General features: G+C 42.8%; 21 protein-coding genes. 12 read left to right on the top strand and 9 right to left on the bottom strand.

The annotated features are described in order from the left end of the window. Nucleotides 1-38: 38 nt before the first annotated feature. The 5 genes from H9L23_RS00740 to H9L23_RS00720 form a co-directional block, all read right to left on the bottom strand. Nucleotides 39-611, bottom strand: coding sequence for a DUF3347 domain-containing protein (locus H9L23_RS00740; protein WP_187593157.1), 573 nt, complete (start codon nt 609-611; stop codon nt 39-41). A gap of 117 nt (nt 612-728) precedes the next feature. Beyond that, nucleotides 729-1,217 carry a DUF3347 domain-containing protein gene (locus H9L23_RS00735; RefSeq protein WP_187593156.1) on the bottom strand — a complete coding sequence of 163 codons (489 nt, stop codon included), beginning with the start codon at nt 1,215-1,217 and terminating at the stop codon, nt 729-731. Between the two features lie 108 nt (nt 1,218-1,325). Next, on the bottom strand, nt 1,326-1,763 hold the full coding sequence (locus H9L23_RS00730) for a hypothetical protein (protein WP_187593155.1): 438 nt from the start codon (nt 1,761-1,763) through the stop codon (nt 1,326-1,328). Between the two features lie 285 nt (nt 1,764-2,048). Continuing rightward, complete coding sequence (locus H9L23_RS00725) at nt 2,049-3,263, bottom strand: efflux RND transporter periplasmic adaptor subunit (RefSeq protein ID WP_187593154.1); 1,215 nt, start codon at nt 3,261-3,263, stop codon at nt 2,049-2,051. Continuing rightward, nucleotides 3,256-4,188, bottom strand: coding sequence for an efflux RND transporter periplasmic adaptor subunit (locus H9L23_RS00720; RefSeq protein WP_187593153.1), 933 nt, complete (start codon nt 4,186-4,188; stop codon nt 3,256-3,258). Before H9L23_RS00720 ends, H9L23_RS00725 begins: the two co-directional genes overlap by 8 nt. A gap of 553 nt (nt 4,189-4,741) precedes the next feature. Here H9L23_RS00720 and H9L23_RS00715 point away from each other — a divergent pair. The 12 genes from H9L23_RS00715 to H9L23_RS00660 all read left to right on the top strand — a co-directional run bounded on the left by H9L23_RS00715 (nt 4,742) and on the right by H9L23_RS00660 (nt 14,075). Further along, complete coding sequence (locus H9L23_RS00715) at nt 4,742-5,383, top strand: Crp/Fnr family transcriptional regulator (protein WP_090985886.1); 642 nt, start codon at nt 4,742-4,744, stop codon at nt 5,381-5,383. Nucleotides 5,384-5,507: 124 nt separating this feature from the next. Beyond that, nucleotides 5,508-6,305, top strand: coding sequence for a sulfite exporter TauE/SafE family protein (locus H9L23_RS00710; RefSeq protein ID WP_056095265.1), 798 nt, complete (start codon nt 5,508-5,510; stop codon nt 6,303-6,305). Between the two features lie 85 nt (nt 6,306-6,390). Next, nucleotides 6,391-7,809, top strand: coding sequence for an MBL fold metallo-hydrolase (locus tag H9L23_RS00705; RefSeq protein ID WP_056095268.1), 1,419 nt, complete (start codon nt 6,391-6,393; stop codon nt 7,807-7,809). 7 nt (nt 7,810-7,816) lie between these two features. Next, on the top strand, nt 7,817-8,437 hold the full coding sequence (locus H9L23_RS00700) for a class I SAM-dependent methyltransferase (RefSeq protein ID WP_056095270.1): 621 nt from the start codon (nt 7,817-7,819) through the stop codon (nt 8,435-8,437). 16 nt (nt 8,438-8,453) lie between these two features. Continuing rightward, nucleotides 8,454-8,792, top strand: a complete 339-nt coding sequence (locus H9L23_RS00695; protein ID WP_197413310.1) for a rhodanese-like domain-containing protein — start codon at nt 8,454-8,456, stop codon at nt 8,790-8,792. A gap of 163 nt (nt 8,793-8,955) precedes the next feature. Beyond that, nucleotides 8,956-9,513 carry a YeeE/YedE family protein gene (locus H9L23_RS00690; RefSeq protein WP_056095272.1) on the top strand — a complete coding sequence of 186 codons (558 nt, stop codon included), beginning with the start codon at nt 8,956-8,958 and terminating at the stop codon, nt 9,511-9,513. Between the two features lie 11 nt (nt 9,514-9,524). Beyond that, nucleotides 9,525-9,938 carry a DUF6691 family protein gene (locus H9L23_RS00685; RefSeq protein ID WP_090985890.1) on the top strand — a complete coding sequence of 138 codons (414 nt, stop codon included), beginning with the start codon at nt 9,525-9,527 and terminating at the stop codon, nt 9,936-9,938. Between the two features lie 110 nt (nt 9,939-10,048). Continuing rightward, a complete protein-coding gene (locus H9L23_RS00680; protein ID WP_187593152.1) occupies nt 10,049-10,330 on the top strand; it encodes a DUF983 domain-containing protein in 282 nt (93 codons plus the stop codon). 122 nt (nt 10,331-10,452) lie between these two features. Beyond that, complete coding sequence (locus tag H9L23_RS00675) at nt 10,453-11,793, top strand: MBL fold metallo-hydrolase (protein ID WP_056095282.1); 1,341 nt, start codon at nt 10,453-10,455, stop codon at nt 11,791-11,793. Nucleotides 11,794-11,805: 12 nt separating this feature from the next. Further along, nucleotides 11,806-12,885: a c-type cytochrome gene (locus tag H9L23_RS00670; RefSeq protein ID WP_199562757.1), complete on the top strand. Its 1,080-nt coding sequence runs from the start codon at nt 11,806-11,808 to the stop codon at nt 12,883-12,885. A gap of 4 nt (nt 12,886-12,889) precedes the next feature. Beyond that, nucleotides 12,890-13,345 carry a DsrE family protein gene (locus H9L23_RS00665; protein WP_056095285.1) on the top strand — a complete coding sequence of 152 codons (456 nt, stop codon included), beginning with the start codon at nt 12,890-12,892 and terminating at the stop codon, nt 13,343-13,345. Between the two features lie 340 nt (nt 13,346-13,685). Beyond that, nucleotides 13,686-14,075, top strand: coding sequence for a YidH family protein (locus H9L23_RS00660; RefSeq protein WP_056095288.1), 390 nt, complete (start codon nt 13,686-13,688; stop codon nt 14,073-14,075). Between the two features lie 73 nt (nt 14,076-14,148). On the opposite strand, the gene H9L23_RS00655 is transcribed toward H9L23_RS00660, so the two are convergent. The 4 genes from H9L23_RS00655 to H9L23_RS00640 form a co-directional block, all read right to left on the bottom strand. Next, the gene (locus H9L23_RS00655; RefSeq protein ID WP_056095291.1) at nt 14,149-14,505 is read right to left on the bottom strand and encodes a response regulator; all 357 of its coding nucleotides are present in this window, start codon (nt 14,503-14,505) and stop codon (nt 14,149-14,151) included. Nucleotides 14,506-14,593: 88 nt separating this feature from the next. Further along, nucleotides 14,594-14,776, bottom strand: a complete 183-nt coding sequence (locus H9L23_RS00650; protein ID WP_056095295.1) for a hypothetical protein — start codon at nt 14,774-14,776, stop codon at nt 14,594-14,596. Nucleotides 14,777-14,806: 30 nt separating this feature from the next. Then, a complete protein-coding gene (locus H9L23_RS00645) occupies nt 14,807-15,373 on the bottom strand; it encodes a hypothetical protein (protein WP_056095298.1) in 567 nt (188 codons plus the stop codon). Beyond that, the gene (locus H9L23_RS00640) at nt 15,370-15,600 is read right to left on the bottom strand and encodes a hypothetical protein (RefSeq protein WP_056095301.1); all 231 of its coding nucleotides are present in this window, start codon (nt 15,598-15,600) and stop codon (nt 15,370-15,372) included. The genes H9L23_RS00645 and H9L23_RS00640 overlap by 4 nt, the downstream gene beginning before the upstream one ends. Between the last annotated feature and the right edge of the window lie 9 nt (nt 15,601-15,609).

Below are 15,609 nucleotides of genomic sequence, written 5' to 3'. Positions count from 1 at the left end.
GCCCAAGAAAGATTTTCTTTATGCCCGTCATTTTTGTGCTATTTCAGTTCTTCCTTAACAGTACCACAGGTCGGCATCGTTTTTCCCAGGTAAGGGTTTTTGATCTCCTTTATCTCACTCACCCACATCGCACCCTTGTTGTTGTTGTACATGGGACAACGGTCAACATACAGGGGCTTGTCAGCGCCAAGGAGCCTGATCATATCGTACATATCTTTGCTCAGCATATCGAAATGCTCTCGTTGATGGGCAATATTGCCTGCATTGGAACCGATATGCTCTGCGTGCTCTTTGGCATCATCCCGAATATCGCTATATGCACTGGCCTGCTCCGAAGTCAATGATTTTTCATCAAAACTGGCGAACGCTGCGACCATTTCACTGCCTGCGGCAGCAGCTTGTTTATCATCGTCCGTGGTAAGGGCATTTTTCAGTTTCAGATAGCCGGATAAAAGCGCAGCCGTTTGGGATTTTTTTACCTTATTGGTTTCCCTAGAAACATTTTTGGTCGTGGAATCCGCTACAGCAGAATCTTGCTTTTCATGTTTGCCATTTGTACAGGCGGCAAGGAAAAATAGTGGGCCCAGAAGGCTATATATTAATGTTTTCATTGTTATTGATATATTTTGAATAAATTATTTCGAGCTGTATGTAGAATATATGCACACAGCTATATTGAACGGACCAAAACATCTCAATGCTAAATGTCCGTTCAATAACAATATGAATTATTTGATAGTCTCTTTTACTGCACCACAGGTCAGCATCTGCTTACCGAAATAAGGGTTTTTGATGCCAGCGCTATCAGAAAGCCAATAGCTCTTTTTCATCGGACAGTAGGCATAATAAACAGGCGCTTTGGTGAGTTTAACCGCTTTCGCCAGTTTAAAAAGATTGGCAGAAAAAGTTGCGAAATGTTCTCTCTGATGGGCAATATCCTTACTCTCCGATATGTGTTTGGCATCAAAGGCAAGCTTATCCTTCAAACCCATAAACATATTCCTATCGGCTTCTGCCATTGATTTCATGTCCATATTGACCAACTCTTTGGAAAACTCAGCGGCTTTTGAGGCGGCGACTGTAGCATCTGCATTTATCAATGCATTTTTGATATCGTAATAAGAAGTTAAAAGTGACTGTGTCTGGCTATTTTGCGCAAGGATGCGGCCAGTGAAAACGATTGCCAATAGGGCAACTAGAAGAAATATTTTTTTCATGATTTTAAGATTAAATGTTTACACTTTTTCCGCAGGAGTTTTGACCGCGCGAAAGTCAGGCACCATGTCAGTGTAACACGGGCTCTATTGGTAATTCGTGATGAAATCTTATATCTGAAAGCTATTGATGGTAATCCGGATGTCCCTATTGGGTGGCCGCTCCCGTTGTCCGGCGTAAACACTCTTTATGAGAGCCAGTTTGACAGAGGGAATTAAATAATTGTAATTATAATCTGGAAGCAATTGAACAGGTAGGATAACCTGGTTTTTAACGCTTTGGGGAACAAGCTTCCCCTGAACCACAAGGTCGTTGACCAGAGTCTTACAACAGGGATCTTCTTTTGAAAGATTCGGTCCATTTGAAGCACTGTGTTTATGCACATGGGCACCTTTATGCTGATGATCATGTTTGTGATTATTCTTTTTAGAGGAAACATGATCATCAATTTCTCCGTGATTATCTCTTTCCATTCCAACTGCACAGGCAAGGCCAACAACAGTGTTGAGCAGAAAAATCACTAAAAGAAAGATGGCTTTGGTTTTCATCAGACTACAAATCTATATAAAGATGCAAAATTAAATTTATATAATTTCCCATATCTTTTATATAATTATATTAGAAAATCACCTCAAATTTCTGACATTGAACTTGTTTCAATATTTTTCGGCCCCTCGAAAAGTAATTTCGTTTCGCCGACTCCGACCTGTCAAATGCTGGATTTGCTTTTCACCAAGGTCCAGACAGTATTAGCGCAATCAAGCTACATACTATGCCAAATTTTACTTACCATGGGTATTTATCCATAAGATATGACGCACCAAATCATAACCTTACCCTCCATTTTTGAATATCGATTCACTCTCCAAGAGGTAGGCTCTACTGGTGACCACTATTTCACCTAGTGAAATGCCAGACAATACCTGCACATAGCCCCCGTTCTCTGCTCCGGTATTGACCTTTCTTCCAGAAAAACTTCCATCACGATTTTTGATCCATACCTTATTGCCTTTACCTCCTGCTAGTATTGAAGATGTGGGCACAGCAACAGCATTCTGTTTTCCATTACCAATGGAAATGTATGCCAACATCCCCGGCCTGATCAGCCCCTGCGTATTTGGAACTGCGATCCGGATGAGCACAACCTTAGATTCATCTGATAGTTCAGGATTTACAAATTCCACCTTGCCTTTAACAACCTGTCCGTTCAGATCTGGAAAAGAGACATTCACCATGTCATTTTCCTTATAGTTTCCGCTTTCGCCGGCATATAACTGCGCCTCTATCCATAGATTGGCTAACCCTTGCGTTTTTAATATAGCCATCCCTTCAGTTACGTAATCACCCTCGTGGATGGCTATGTCGCTTACCGTTCCGTTAACCTTGCTGTATATGGTAACAGTGGCCGAAGTTTTGGACAAAGAAGAAAGATTTATGATCTGGGCGGAGTTCAGGCCCCATAACAATAACTTGTGCTCTACTGTCTTGATCATGGCCTCATAATCGACGTCAGGATTATTTAATACCTTCTGCTGCTGCCTGGCCAAAAGGTATTCTTTTTCGGCTGATAACAGGTCTTCGCTATAAATGGAATACACTGCCTGACCTATTGTTATTTTTTCTCCAACGGACCTAACAAATAAACGCTGTATGCGTCCGGCCACTCTTGCACTGATCTCTTCCGCCTTACTTTCGTCCGTGGCAACTGTTCCGGTCAGAAGTTTTTCGCCCCCTGTATTTTCTTCCCTTACCGTATCAACTGTTATGCCTGCCAACTGAATCTGGCTTGCTGTCAATGTTATTTTTTCCGTGGCAGAATTTCCTGATCCAGTAAGTTCGACCTTGATCAGTTTCATGCCACAGATCGGACAGTTGCCGGGATGGTCTTCATGTATCTGTGGATGCATGGAACAGGTATAGTAAAATTTGCTTTTTGCTTTTGCCGCCGGCTCTGCTTTTTGTTTGCAGCTGTTAAATATACTTACTGAAAGCACAATAATCAGTAAGGCACAGATCCTTTTCAGGTTAATTCTTTTTATGTTATTCATGACCCTTTGTTTTGATGAAACTCTCACTGTCTGTTAAATACCCTGCATCTACTGCCAGGGTATCGGTTGCGGAAAGGCCTCTTGTTATCTGTATTTCGTTCCCTTTGAAAGTCCCAATATTTACACTATGTGCATAGTATAAGCTGCCTTTTTTTAGCCAGATTATTTTTGTCTGCCCAAGATCCTGCAGAGCAGACCTCGGTATCCAAAGCCCTTTGGATTTTCCCGTCTCTATTGAGGCATTGATTAGACTGTTTACCTTCAGCTGATGTTCCATATTGTCCAGATAAACCCTTGCGCTAACCGTTTTGTCACCTTGCTGAAGGGTAGGTTCAATAAAATCTACTTTCCCATATAACGTTTTACCTGGCAGATCCGGCAGGGTAATCTTAACCGGTTGATTTAACTCTAAGCTGGCCAGTGAATTTCTGTCGATCTTGATAATGGCCTGGAACAGGGCAGCCCAGGTGATCAGCTCAGGCATAATCTGGTAAGGGTGCCTTAAAATATGAACCGGCCTATGGTCCGACAGAGAAAGCCTGCGTTTTTTAAGGTAGATGGTAAAAAGAAGAATTGCGCAAAGCAGCAACCCTCCCGGTAAGCTTCCCCTTGGAGAGAGGATGATTTGTCCGGGTTCAGCAGCAAAAGCAGCATAGTTCCCTGCAGCATAAACCAGTTTATACCCGATAAGAAAACCTAAAAATCCATTGGTTATCCATTCCCATAACAAAATCTCCTTCTTAGGCTGTATAATAATCTCAACAGGTGCTATATGTCCTGCAGCCTCCTTTCTTTTAAGCTCAGCAGAAAACAGCAGGTAACCAGAAATAAATGCCAGGGCCACAAAGAAACCGAAAGTCTGAACGGGAAGCGGAATATATATTCTAAATAGGTATTCAATAAGATGGGTCAGGGTTGGGAACATAGGCAGAAACTGAAAAACCGCAACGTAAAAAAATATATTAGCCGCCATCAGGAAATTGCCCCAAGTAGTCCATAAAGTGGGGACCCTTTAAAAAGCAGATCCCCACTGATCCTATTTGGATAACAATAAGTCTTAAGCCAGCAAGCGTTTGAGCCACTTTAATTCAATATATAAAATTAAATGCCCAAAGACTAGTAAGCCACGCCTCAGAAGCTAATTATGACCTCATTGTTACGATTCATAGTTATGGTGGTACCTTTAAAAAGTCGCACTGATCGGGCTATTTCTTTCCGGGTCGATCAAAAAACATAAAGATTAACAAGGGATAAAAAATAAAAAACAATATGTGATTTTTGTCAGCTTTATCCCTGGACGAAGTGTTAGGTTTACTTTGGAAAAAACGCGCTGCATGTTTTAATTAGGGAACCATAGAGAGTTTCTTTGTAAATTTATTATACCCTTTATTCTATATCCAAAAAATGTATTCCAATATTTTAAAGAATTTTGGCGCAGGCCTGCAGTATAGTTATCTTTAAAATCCAAAACAGCTAAAATGAAAGATATGACCATTGCGGAATACATCGAAAGACTTTTTCCCCAGTTTGAACCTGCCCTTAAGACCATCCTTATCGAGAATGCGACGCTTAGGGATTTTCAGGGAGGTGATATGCTCATGCAAACTGGGCAGAATATGCGCTCCACGGTGCTTATCGTAGAAGGCATGGTAAAGCTCTACAGGGAGGGAGAAGATGGACAGGAATTCTTTATGTATTATCTCCAGCCAGGAAATGCGTGTGCACTTTCCATGATATGCGCAACCAAACAGGAAACCAGTCAGGTAATGGCAAAGGCCATTGAACAGACCAAGGTACTCATGATTCCGATTGCCCTGATGGATAAGCTGATGCGGGATTACAGAACATGGTATTACTTTGTCATTGAAACATACCGTATGCGCTTTGAAGAACTCCTCTTTGTCATCGATAATATCGCCTTTAAGGCAATGGATGAGCGGCTGGCCTTTTACCTGAAAAAGCAAGCTGGAGATTTAAACACAAAAGAACTGCACCTTACCCACAGTGAAATTGCATCTGATTTGAACACCTCCCGGGAAGTAATTTCAAGGCTGCTTAAGAAAATGGAGCAGGCAGGAGAAATTAAGATGTACCGTAATTACATCGAATATTTAGCCTAAGCCCATAAAAAGAATAAAGTTATTTTTACTGCGAAAGGCATCACTTCTTGAAAATATAATGAGTGTGACAAAAGTCACCAACATTGGTAGATGATAACTCGATTTTTGTTAAAAAATAACAGAAATGGAAATCATTGCATACGTTGCATCTGCCTTAATTGGAATTTCGCTTGGATTGATCGGCGGTGGCGGTTCTATCCTCACCATGCCGGTACTGGTTTACCTATTTGGGGTTAATCCGCTATTGGCTACTTCTTATTCATTGTTCATCGTTGGCTCTACAAGTTTAGCAGGTACAGTCGGGAATTTTAAGCGTGGGCTGGTGAATATTAAAACAGCTTTGCTGTTTGGTAGTGCATCCATCTCAACTGTATTCTTAACCCGCAAATTCATTATCCCCCTTATACCCAAGATAATAATAAAAATCGGCGATTTTGAGTTAACAGAAAACATGCTCATGATGGTACTCTTTGCAGTTTTGATGGTAGCGGCTGCAACAGCGATGATTAAAGGTGCAAGAGCAGAAAGCAGCACCCGAATAGAAAAACCCCCACTTCACATCGGTAAACTGTTTTTATACGGCATTGCCATCGGCCTCGCTACTGGTTTTTTGGGTGCTGGTGGTGGCTTTCTACTTATTCCTACACTTGTTATTTTAGTGGGCTTACCCATGAAAGAGGCCGTAGGTACTTCACTTTTCATCATAGCGCTTAATTCGCTCATCGGTTTCACCGGCGATCTTGGACATTTCCATATCGACTGGATCTTTCTCGCCAAAATTACTACCGTTGCCATCGCCGGTATCGTGGTAGGTGGAATGATAAACAAAAAAATAGATGGAGGAAAACTGAAGAAAGGTTTCGGGTGGTTTGTACTGGTTATGGGTTGCTACATCATTCTAAAAGAGGTAATATTTAAGTAACCTTCAGAAACAAACTCCTTGTGTGACAAAAGTCACCAACGACCATATCGTTAAGGATTAATTTTGACATACTAATTTAATCATCATGATTATAGAACAAATTTACACCGGATGTCTGGCACAAGGTGCCTATTATATAGAAAGCAACGGAGAGGCGGCCATTATCGATCCGCTTCGAGAGGTTAGTCCGTATATGGAACGTGCACGGAAGAACAACGCAAAAATAAAATACGTGCTCGAAACACATTTCCATGCCGATTTTGTATCCGGACACATTGATCTGGCTAAAGAAAGCGGCGCAGAAATCGTTTACGGGCCGAATGCAAAACCCGACTTTGATTTTTACGGTGCGAAAGACGGAGAAGTGTTGCGACTTGGTGGGGCAAAGATTAAAGTGTTGCACACCCCAGGACATACCATGGAAAGCACCTGTTTCCTGGTTAGCGATGAGCAAGGAAAGGAAATAGCACTGTTCTCCGGCGATACGCTTTTTATAGGCGATGTGGGAAGACCCGATCTGGCACAGAAACCGGTCAGTGAGCTTACAAGTGAGATGCTAGCAGGTTATCTCTTTGATTCTTTACGCAATAAGATCATGCCTTTAAGCGATGATATTATGGTTTATCCTGCACATGGTGCGGGTAGCGCATGCGGAAAAAATATGAGCAAAGAGACCACCGATCTTTTGGGAAATCAAAAGAAGACCAATTATGCGCTAAGGGCAGGCATGTCCAAAGACGAATTCATTAAAGAGGTTACTGATGGTCTTTTACCGCCTCCTGCATATTTTCCTGAAAACGTCATGATGAACATCCATGGATATGATAGTTTTAACAAAGTGATAGAACGAGGCATGCAAGCCCTTAACCCCGATGCTTTTGAGCGGGTTGCAAATGAAACAGGAGCGGTAATTCTCGACACAAGAGCTCCAGAGGATTTTATAAAAGGCTTTCTCCCAAACTCGGTAAATATTGGCATCGATGGAAATTTCGCCCCCTGGGTAGGAACTTTAATCCCGGACATTAAACATCCTATTTTACTTATTACAGATGAGGGTAGAATTGAAGAAGTGCTCACCCGTTTATCAAGAGTAGGATTTGATGGTGCAGTAGGTTACCTAGATGGCGGCGTCGTTGCCTGGAAAAAAGCTGGTCAGGAAACCGACGAGATAAAATCGGTTTGTGTAGCCCGGCTGGCCGAAATCGGCAAAAAAGCGGAGGTAAATATTCTGGACGTCAGAAAAACAAAGGAATACTTAAGCGAGCATGTCGAGGGTGCTGTCAACCTTCCACTGGATTATATCAACGAAAACCTCGGCACCGTCGATAAAACCAAGACCTACTTTGTTCACTGCGCAGGTGGTTACCGTTCTGTTATTTTCAATTCCATCATGCGCTCACGCGGGTACCACAACCTCATCGATGTGGCTGGTGGTTTTAAGGCCATACAGGAAAACGGATGTATTCCGACTACAGCATTTGTATGTCCAAGTACCTTAATATAAAAGGGATATGAAAAATGAGAAAAAATCGCACTGGGAAAAGGTGTATTTAGAAAAAAGTCCTGACCAGGTCAGCTGGACGCAGGTCTACCCCACAGTTTCAATGGAGATGATAACGGGGTTCAATCTGGATAAATCTGCTCCGATAATCGATATTGGCGGGGGAGACAGTCTGCTTGTGGATTTTTTGCTTCAGGAAGGCTACAGCGATATTACCGTAGTGGATATATCTTCCCGGGCATTGGAAAAGGCAAAGGCAAGGCTTGGAGAACTGTCTGGCAGGATACACTGGATCGAGACAGACATCAGGGATTTTGTGCCGCAAAGAAGTTATGCAGTCTGGCATGACCGGGCCACTTTTCATTTCCTTCATTCATCAGAGGAAATCCATAGTTATGCAAACACGGCAGGTCAGTTTACCGGAGAATACTTGGTCATGGCGACTTTTTCGCTCACCGGACCAGAAAAATGCAGTGGCCTGCCCGTTTCAAGATACAGTGAAAGAACGCTGCGCGAGATATTTAGAGAAGGGTTTACCGAAATAGAGTGCAGGCCGCAAGAGCACACTACCCCAATGCAAAGCACGCAGGATTTTCTGTTCTGCAGCTTTAAAAAAAATACAGAGCAATAAGAAACGAATAAATACAATGAATAAACTACTTCAAATGATCAGCAGTTTTTTTTCAAAAGGTGCGTACAACCTCGATGGCTACCACTTCAAAAACGAATTTACAAAAAGCAGTGACGCAGTCCTCTTAGATGTAAGGACAAAGCCTGAATATGCCCCAGGCGCGCTTCCTTCAGCCATATATATCGATTTCCTGGGTTCTGCCTTTTCTTTAGAACTTGCAAAGCTGGATAAGGCCAAGCGGTATTTCCTCTATTGCAGAAGTGGAAAGCGTTCCTCCTCAGCGGTATCGGAGATGAGAAAACTTGGGGTGGAAGCATTCAACCTGGTTGGAGGTATCGGTACCTGGCCAAAATGAAGAAATATATTCAAGAAATATTGATCTATTCAACGCTGCCGGCCGGATTTCTTCGGGATGGCAGTTTGCTAAAATGATTCAGCACTTACTTGCTCAAACCGCCACAGGCATTACCTTTTAACAACAACAAAAACACCCATATTAACATTTCATTTAAAAAAACATGATTGATTTTATTAAACAACCCTGGCCTTGGTATTTCTCGGGCAGCATGATCGTACTCATTATGCTCATCCTACTTTTTTTCGGAAAGTCCTTTGGCTTTTCATCAAACCTGCGAACGATGTGCAGCATAGCCGGAGCAGGCAGGAAAGTAAAATTTTTTGATTTTAAATGGAAAGACCAGACCTGGAACCTCATGTTCCTTATCGGCTCGGTAATAGGTGGATTTGTTGCTACAAATTACCTTAGCAGTCCATCTCCCGTAAAATTATCATCCGCCACAATCTCCGATTTAAATCAATTGGGCATTAAGTTCGATGGTGGGTTAAATCCAACCGGCCTGTTTTCACTGGAAGCAATGAAAGATTTAAAAACGCTGGCTATTTTACTCATCGGTGGTTTATTAGTCGGTTTTGGATCTCGTTATGCAGGCGGTTGTACTTCTGGTCACGCCATATCCGGGCTTTCGAATCTGCAAGTACCATCACTAGTAGCCGTAATCGGTTTCTTTGTTGGTGGCCTGATCATGACTTTCCTCATCATGCCTTTTATCTTTTAAATCTAAAAAAAATGAAATTCATAAAATATATTCTTGCAGGAACACTTTTCGGAATCATCATGACCAAGTCTGAGGCTGTTTCCTGGTACAGGATCCAGGAAATGTTCCGTTTCCAGTCTTACCATATGTATGGAATTATTGGTACGGCCGTTGTACTTGGCGTAATTGCAGTATGGCTGATCAAAAAATTCAAAGCCAAGGATCTGGCCGGAAATCCGATTGTCTTCCACGATAAGGACAAGGCCTATATAAAATACCTACTAGGCGGCACCATTTTCGGCCTGGGCTGGGCACTCACCGGCGCCTGTCCCGGCCCCATGTTCGTCAACCTTGGGAGCGGATATGCCGGTATGGCGGTGGTCATCCTTGGTGCGCTCCTGGGCACCTATCTATACGGAGCGATGAAAAGCAAGCTCCCTCATTAATAAAATAGAATCTGATGAGCAAACTAAGGGCTATAATAGACCATAGATGTCCCAGGTGCCGAAAGGGAAAATTATATACCCATTCCATGTTCCATTGGAAATATGATCAGATGAATAAAAAATTTGCCTGCTGCAACCTGAACTATGAGATAGAGCCGGGCTTCTTTATCGGAGCGATGTATGTGAGCTATGTTTTCATTGTCGCAGAACTTGTCAATGCGGGCATTCTGGCATTCATGATCTTTGGCGAAGAAGAGCAGTGGGCAATCATCGCAACCACTATTTCTCCGGTCATCCTACTGTTCACCTTCAACTACCGCTATGCCAGGACCCTTTTGCTCCATATCCTCTCTCCGATCAAATATGATGAAAGTGCAGGCAGAAACTGCTGAGAAGATTTTGGGGCGCTGTGACAAAAGTTACAGTGCGAAGAACCGCTAAAGGGTAAATTTGATGTAAACCTGGCAAAGGCAGGAATCATACCGTTAAACACATTAATCAAAAATAAAAACACATGAAAATAGAACAATTTGAAGACAAGCACCTCTCCCATTACAGCTATGCGGTACTGAGCGAATGCCGGAATGAAATCATATTGATCGATCCCTCCAGGGATCCGTCTGCATATTACCATTTTGCCGAAAAACACCAGGCCAAAATAGTTGGTGTTATCGAGACGCACCCGCATGCGGATTTTGTGAGTGCTCATCTTGAAATCCATCATAAGACCGGCGCAACAATATATTGCAGCAAACTCAATACGCCGTCCTACCTGTTTTCCCCATTTGATGAAGACCAGACGATAACCCTGGGAAAGATCACCTTAAGGGCAATCAACACCCCGGGGCACTCTCCGGATAGTATCAGTATTTTGCTCGAACACGATGGGAAACAAAAAGCGCTATTTTCCGGAGATACCCTTTTTATCGGTGACTGCGGAAGGCCGGATTTAAGGGAAAGCGGAGGTGATTCAATGGCGGAACGCAATTTCCTTGCCGCCCAAATGTACCATTCATTAAGGGACAAACTGATGAAACTCTCAGATGAAGTGATTCTGTATCCGGCACACGGGGCAGGTACGCTCTGCGGAAAAGCGTTGAGCGAGGCCAATAGCAGTACCATTGGTGCTGAAAAAAGAAGTAACTGGTCACTGCAGGAAATGACTGAGGCCGATTTTGTGAGCGCATTAAATGAAAACCAGCCATTCATTCCATTTTACTTCCCTTTTGATGTGGCCTTGAACAAGAAAGGCGCAGCACCGTTTGAAGATTCGGTAAGTGCGGTTCAGATCATGGAATCCGGTGAAAACTTAAAACCAAATGCCCTAATTATCGATACGCGAAGGGAAGATGTTTTTAAGAAGGGACATATAGAAGGCGCTGTAAATATCATGGATGGAAACAAATTTGAAACCTGGCTGGGCAGCATTGTGAAGCCTGAAGAGCCTTATTATCTTATGGCAGAAAATCTTGCTACATTGCATAGTCTTATCGCGAGGACCGCATCCATCGGGTATGAAACGCAGCTTGCCGGCGGTTTTATAAACGCAGTAGAAACTGTCCCGGATGAGATTATCGATATCCAAAATTTTAAAGAGAACCAAAATGGATATACCATTGTGGATGTGAGGAACAAGACAGAGCGTATGGAAAACAGTATTTTTGAGAACAGCATAAATATTCCACTGGGAAATTTAAGGGAAAGGGTAAACGAAATTCCGCTGGAGCAACCCGTAGCAGTACACTGCGCCGGTGGATACAGAAGTGCGGCTGCAAGCTCACTGATTGCATCCGTTATTGATGGCAAGCAAAAGGTGCTTGATATTGGTGAGGCCATTAAGGATTTCCAGAATTAATATTTTAAAAGTGTGAAAACAGAAAGAAACAACGAGGATAAACTGCAGGTATTTGCCCGGTTTGGAAAATATCTCGTATGGACGTCATTTCTATTCGTTGTGATCATGTTTTCTCTTGTTTTAGCACTCAGCGGATTTCATCTTCCAAAAAGTTTCTATGCGGATAAGCCTAATCCATCCATTCAAAAGAATCAAATAAAACCTTTAGAGCGCCGTGTTGCTAAACCCGAATATTGGAAGGCGCCTGATACGATGCAGCTTCAGGGCAAAGCTGATGCGGATCTGATCAGGTATGGCCGGGATTTGATTGTCCGTACGGCATACTATTTAGGGCCGCAGGGTATCGTAGGAAAGCTGACTAATGGTATGAATTGTCAGAACTGCCACTTGGATGCAGGAACCAGGCCCTTTGCGAATAATTTCTCCATCTTTTATGCAGGTTTTCCAAAAATGAGCGCAAGAAGCGGTAGAAAGGAAGAAGCCTTTGAACGGATTAATGAGTGCTTCGAGCGAAGCATGAACGGCAAAGCTCCGGGAAGAAATTCCAGGGAAATGGTCGCCATGTTGGCCTATTTAAAATGGGTTGGAAAAAAACAGGATGCCGCACATTCCATTGCGGATAATTCGGTAAAAAAAATCCCATATCTGGATGTGCCTGCAGATCCCCTGAAGGGGAAAATGGTATATGCCTCCAAATGCAGCAGCTGTCATGGAGAAACGGGCAAAGGCGTTGCCTCACCTGATGGAAAAGGATATATGTACCCTCCCCTTTGGGGCAGGGACAGCTATAACGATGGTGCAGGAATGTTCAGGCTTGGAAATTTTGCAGGATTTGTCAAAAACAACATGCCTTATGGCGCCACCTACAAAGATCCGAACTTAACGGATGCGGAAGCCTGGGACGTAGCTGCATTTGTGAATGCGCAGCCCAGACCGCACCTGGATTCCAAAAACGACTATAAAAACCTGTACACAAAGCCAATAGATTATCCCTTCGGGCCATATGCAGATCACTTTAGCGAAAAGCAGCATAAATATGGTCCCTTTATTGACATGGCTGAACAGCACGCACCTATAAAACAGAAAAAATAGAAACATGAAAAAATTACTGATCTTACTCCAGCTTGTCATCATGATGGTCATCACCACCAATGTATCTGCACAGGAGACAAAAAAACCGTTTACGGGTGCTGTTGCAAAAAAGAAATCATATAAAGCGCTATATGTACTTAACAGTGCCGAGGAAAAACATATTTCGGGAACACTCAGGAACATCAACAATGCTTTGGAGGATCCAAGATTGAAGGGAAAACTGGAGGTTGAGCTTATCGCCTTCGGGGATGGCGTGGCGGTTTATCGCAAGGATGGAAAGTTCCTTGAGCAGCTTAATTTGCTAAAGTCAAAGGGCGTAATTCTGGCGCAGTGCGAGAATACCGTTCGCGAGCGGAAAATCGATAAGTCAGATCTCTTCGATTTCATCAGCTATGTGCCAAGCGGCAACGGAGAGATCATCATCCGTTCGGCGGAAGGATGGGTAATCGTTCATCCCTAATGTAAAAACCAAAACGGCAGTGAATCTTTAAAAGGTGCAAATTGGTATTTCGATACGATGCAAAGATTAGGATCAGTTGTGCCGGATCCATTTCACCCGGGGCCGCAAACGCCGAAAATTATTGTCATGTTTAAATATCAATGGCTTATGCCGGCAACACTAAAATTCAAAAGGTTCGACAAAATTGTCTATCATCGTATGTGCTGTGCGGAGTAACGCATTTAAAAATGCTAGGGAATTTATCGAAAAGCTACATAATTAAAACAGTACTCGCCCAAACAGCATTGATAAAATTTTGTTAATCAGGCATGCGGTGATCCGTCAACCAATATTATCAATAATGGAAAAAGAAGAACAAGCCATTCCTAAATCAAACACTGGTGACCATCTGGCCAACGAACGGACTTTTCTTGCCTGGATAAGAACTAGCATAGGAATTATGGGCTTTGGTTTTGTGGTGGTAAAGTTTTCACTTTTTATCAAGCAGATCACTCTCGCTCTTGGGGCCAAAGCCGTCGTACACCAAACCGGCAACTCACAGAGGATAGGAATACTTCTTGTCGGGGTAGGCGCACTGACCATCATCCTGGCATTTATGCGCTATCAAAAAACTCATACACTTATTAATCAAGGCAGTTATTACCATTCCTCTACACTCATCAAAGTCCTTACCGTGGTTATTTTCATTTCAAGCATGCTTTTGTTGATATATCTTGTAAGAACGACTTAGCGGATCTCTGACATGGAAACACTGATTGTGAGCACGAATACCAAACTTGAGAGAACCCGTACTTTATCACCGGTCAAATATGTTTCGCTACCAAACGCAGCAGGTCGTGAATATCGAAAGGCTTTTTAATAAAATTCTCTGCAGCGCAGCCCCTTCTGATGTCATAACGGTCCGCATGAGCACTCATCATGATAATCGGAACATTCCGGGTTTTCTCTAAGGACTTCAGGTAACTGCAGACTTCAATGCCGTTTCCATCGGGGAGCATAACATCCAGCAGAAAAAGATCTGCAACATGATCACTTAGCCCTGCCATAAACGAGCTTACCGAAGAAAACGCGGAAACCCCGTACCCCTCACTGTTAAAAAGAAGCTGTAATACTTCGGTTATACCCTCATCATTTTCCAAAAGATATATCATCTTTTCCATTTGTCATGCATATTGTGGGTTGCCCCTGGTTATAATAAATCTGATTTGCCATTCCTACGAATGTTTTTTTAAAGGTCTAAAAAGGCCCCTACTTCCTCAATTTTCGCTTCTCATTGAGATGGCCGGTTTCCAGGTTCAACCGCTCCAGCAGGTAACGCAATAAAACCTCTCTATCTTGGTTTGCGGGGTGATATGCGTTATCTCCACCCTTTGCTGAGGATTTATTATGGTCAAAAGTTTCAAATGGTTGTGAAATATTTTTCTCTGTCATAATTTAAATTTTAGTTAAATATTTTGCCTATTATTTTTTAGTTCCTGAAATTGCCAGAGCCAAACGAAGTCCAAAAAAGGAAACCTGCCCTCCGCTGCTTTTCCAACCCTCATAACGAAGGCCGAGATCTGCACTATAATGCTTCGAAATTGGAATGCTGGCACCCAAAGTCGGTCCGTAGGCAAAAGAGGTATTCAGCCGGTCTCCAAGAGTATTTGCTGCACCAAGCTCAAGGGCAGCGTAATAGATACCTTCAAAGTAATATTTTGCTCCGACTTTAATTGGAACAACACCATTCATGCTTGTTGGCTCTCCTAAATAATCGAGACGTTTTTTTACCTCATCCCTGTAGCGGAAAGTCATATAGCCCGCAGATCCGGTTAGGTTGAGGTGCTCCGAAACCTTGAATTCCACCTTTGTTGATGCCCCATATCCGTTGACATAAGTTTTAGCCGTCTTACCGGTCGGAAAGCCCATGACAAAGCCTACCGATATCTTGGGGACGGCAGTTTGATCTTGCGCCTTTACCTTTACAGTCATTAATAACAGGAAACAGATCAGAAAAGGTTGAAATGTCCATCCGGCATAGGCACTCATAGGGAGGTCCTGTAAAAAATGTTTAACTCGGCCGCAATGCTTTCCAGGTAAGGGGCAAGCTTAAAATCTCTTGATACAAAGGATATTACCCCTTGTTTTTTACATTCCCAAACCGTCCCAACCAGCTCTCCCTCGATGTAGACCTGGTTGCATCTTTTCTTTGGGACATCTATGCAAATGTGTTTTCCCCCGATTTCAAACTCATGGTTAAATTCTAAATCTTTCATATTTTCCTT

It is taken from the genome of Pedobacter roseus (genome assembly GCF_014395225.1).
Taxonomy (GTDB): domain Bacteria; phylum Bacteroidota; class Bacteroidia; order Sphingobacteriales; family Sphingobacteriaceae; genus Pedobacter; species Pedobacter roseus.
The sequence above is the reverse complement of the archived record's forward strand: the minus strand, read 5'-3'. Positions and strand labels throughout refer to the sequence as shown.

Coding starts and splice junctions, on each gene's coding strand:
- H9L23_RS00740 (WP_187593157.1), bottom strand. CDS start 611: ATGAAAACATTAATATATAGCCTTCTGGGCCCACTATTTTTCCTTGCC.
- H9L23_RS00735 (WP_187593156.1), bottom strand. CDS start 1,217: ATGAAAAAAATATTTCTTCTAGTTGCCCTATTGGCAATCGTTTTCACT.
- H9L23_RS00730 (WP_187593155.1), bottom strand. CDS start 1,763: ATGAAAACCAAAGCCATCTTTCTTTTAGTGATTTTTCTGCTCAACACT.
- H9L23_RS00725 (WP_187593154.1), bottom strand. CDS start 3,263: ATGAATAACATAAAAAGAATTAACCTGAAAAGGATCTGTGCCTTACTG.
- H9L23_RS00720 (WP_187593153.1), bottom strand. CDS start 4,188: ATGTTCCCAACCCTGACCCATCTTATTGAATACCTATTTAGAATATAT.
- H9L23_RS00715 (WP_090985886.1), top strand. CDS start 4,742: ATGAAAGATATGACCATTGCGGAATACATCGAAAGACTTTTTCCCCAG.
- H9L23_RS00710 (WP_056095265.1), top strand. CDS start 5,508: ATGGAAATCATTGCATACGTTGCATCTGCCTTAATTGGAATTTCGCTT.
- H9L23_RS00705 (WP_056095268.1), top strand. CDS start 6,391: ATGATTATAGAACAAATTTACACCGGATGTCTGGCACAAGGTGCCTAT.
- H9L23_RS00700 (WP_056095270.1), top strand. CDS start 7,817: ATGAAAAATGAGAAAAAATCGCACTGGGAAAAGGTGTATTTAGAAAAA.
- H9L23_RS00695 (WP_197413310.1), top strand. CDS start 8,454: ATGAATAAACTACTTCAAATGATCAGCAGTTTTTTTTCAAAAGGTGCG.
- H9L23_RS00690 (WP_056095272.1), top strand. CDS start 8,956: ATGATTGATTTTATTAAACAACCCTGGCCTTGGTATTTCTCGGGCAGC.
- H9L23_RS00685 (WP_090985890.1), top strand. CDS start 9,525: ATGAAATTCATAAAATATATTCTTGCAGGAACACTTTTCGGAATCATC.
- H9L23_RS00680 (WP_187593152.1), top strand. CDS start 10,049: ATGAATAAAAAATTTGCCTGCTGCAACCTGAACTATGAGATAGAGCCG.
- H9L23_RS00675 (WP_056095282.1), top strand. CDS start 10,453: ATGAAAATAGAACAATTTGAAGACAAGCACCTCTCCCATTACAGCTAT.
- H9L23_RS00665 (WP_056095285.1), top strand. CDS start 12,890: ATGAAAAAATTACTGATCTTACTCCAGCTTGTCATCATGATGGTCATC.
- H9L23_RS00660 (WP_056095288.1), top strand. CDS start 13,686: ATGGAAAAAGAAGAACAAGCCATTCCTAAATCAAACACTGGTGACCAT.
- H9L23_RS00655 (WP_056095291.1), bottom strand. CDS start 14,505: ATGGAAAAGATGATATATCTTTTGGAAAATGATGAGGGTATAACCGAA.
- H9L23_RS00650 (WP_056095295.1), bottom strand. CDS start 14,776: ATGACAGAGAAAAATATTTCACAACCATTTGAAACTTTTGACCATAAT.
- H9L23_RS00645 (WP_056095298.1), bottom strand. CDS start 15,373: ATGAGTGCCTATGCCGGATGGACATTTCAACCTTTTCTGATCTGTTTC.
- H9L23_RS00640 (WP_056095301.1), bottom strand. CDS start 15,600: ATGAAAGATTTAGAATTTAACCATGAGTTTGAAATCGGGGGAAAACAC.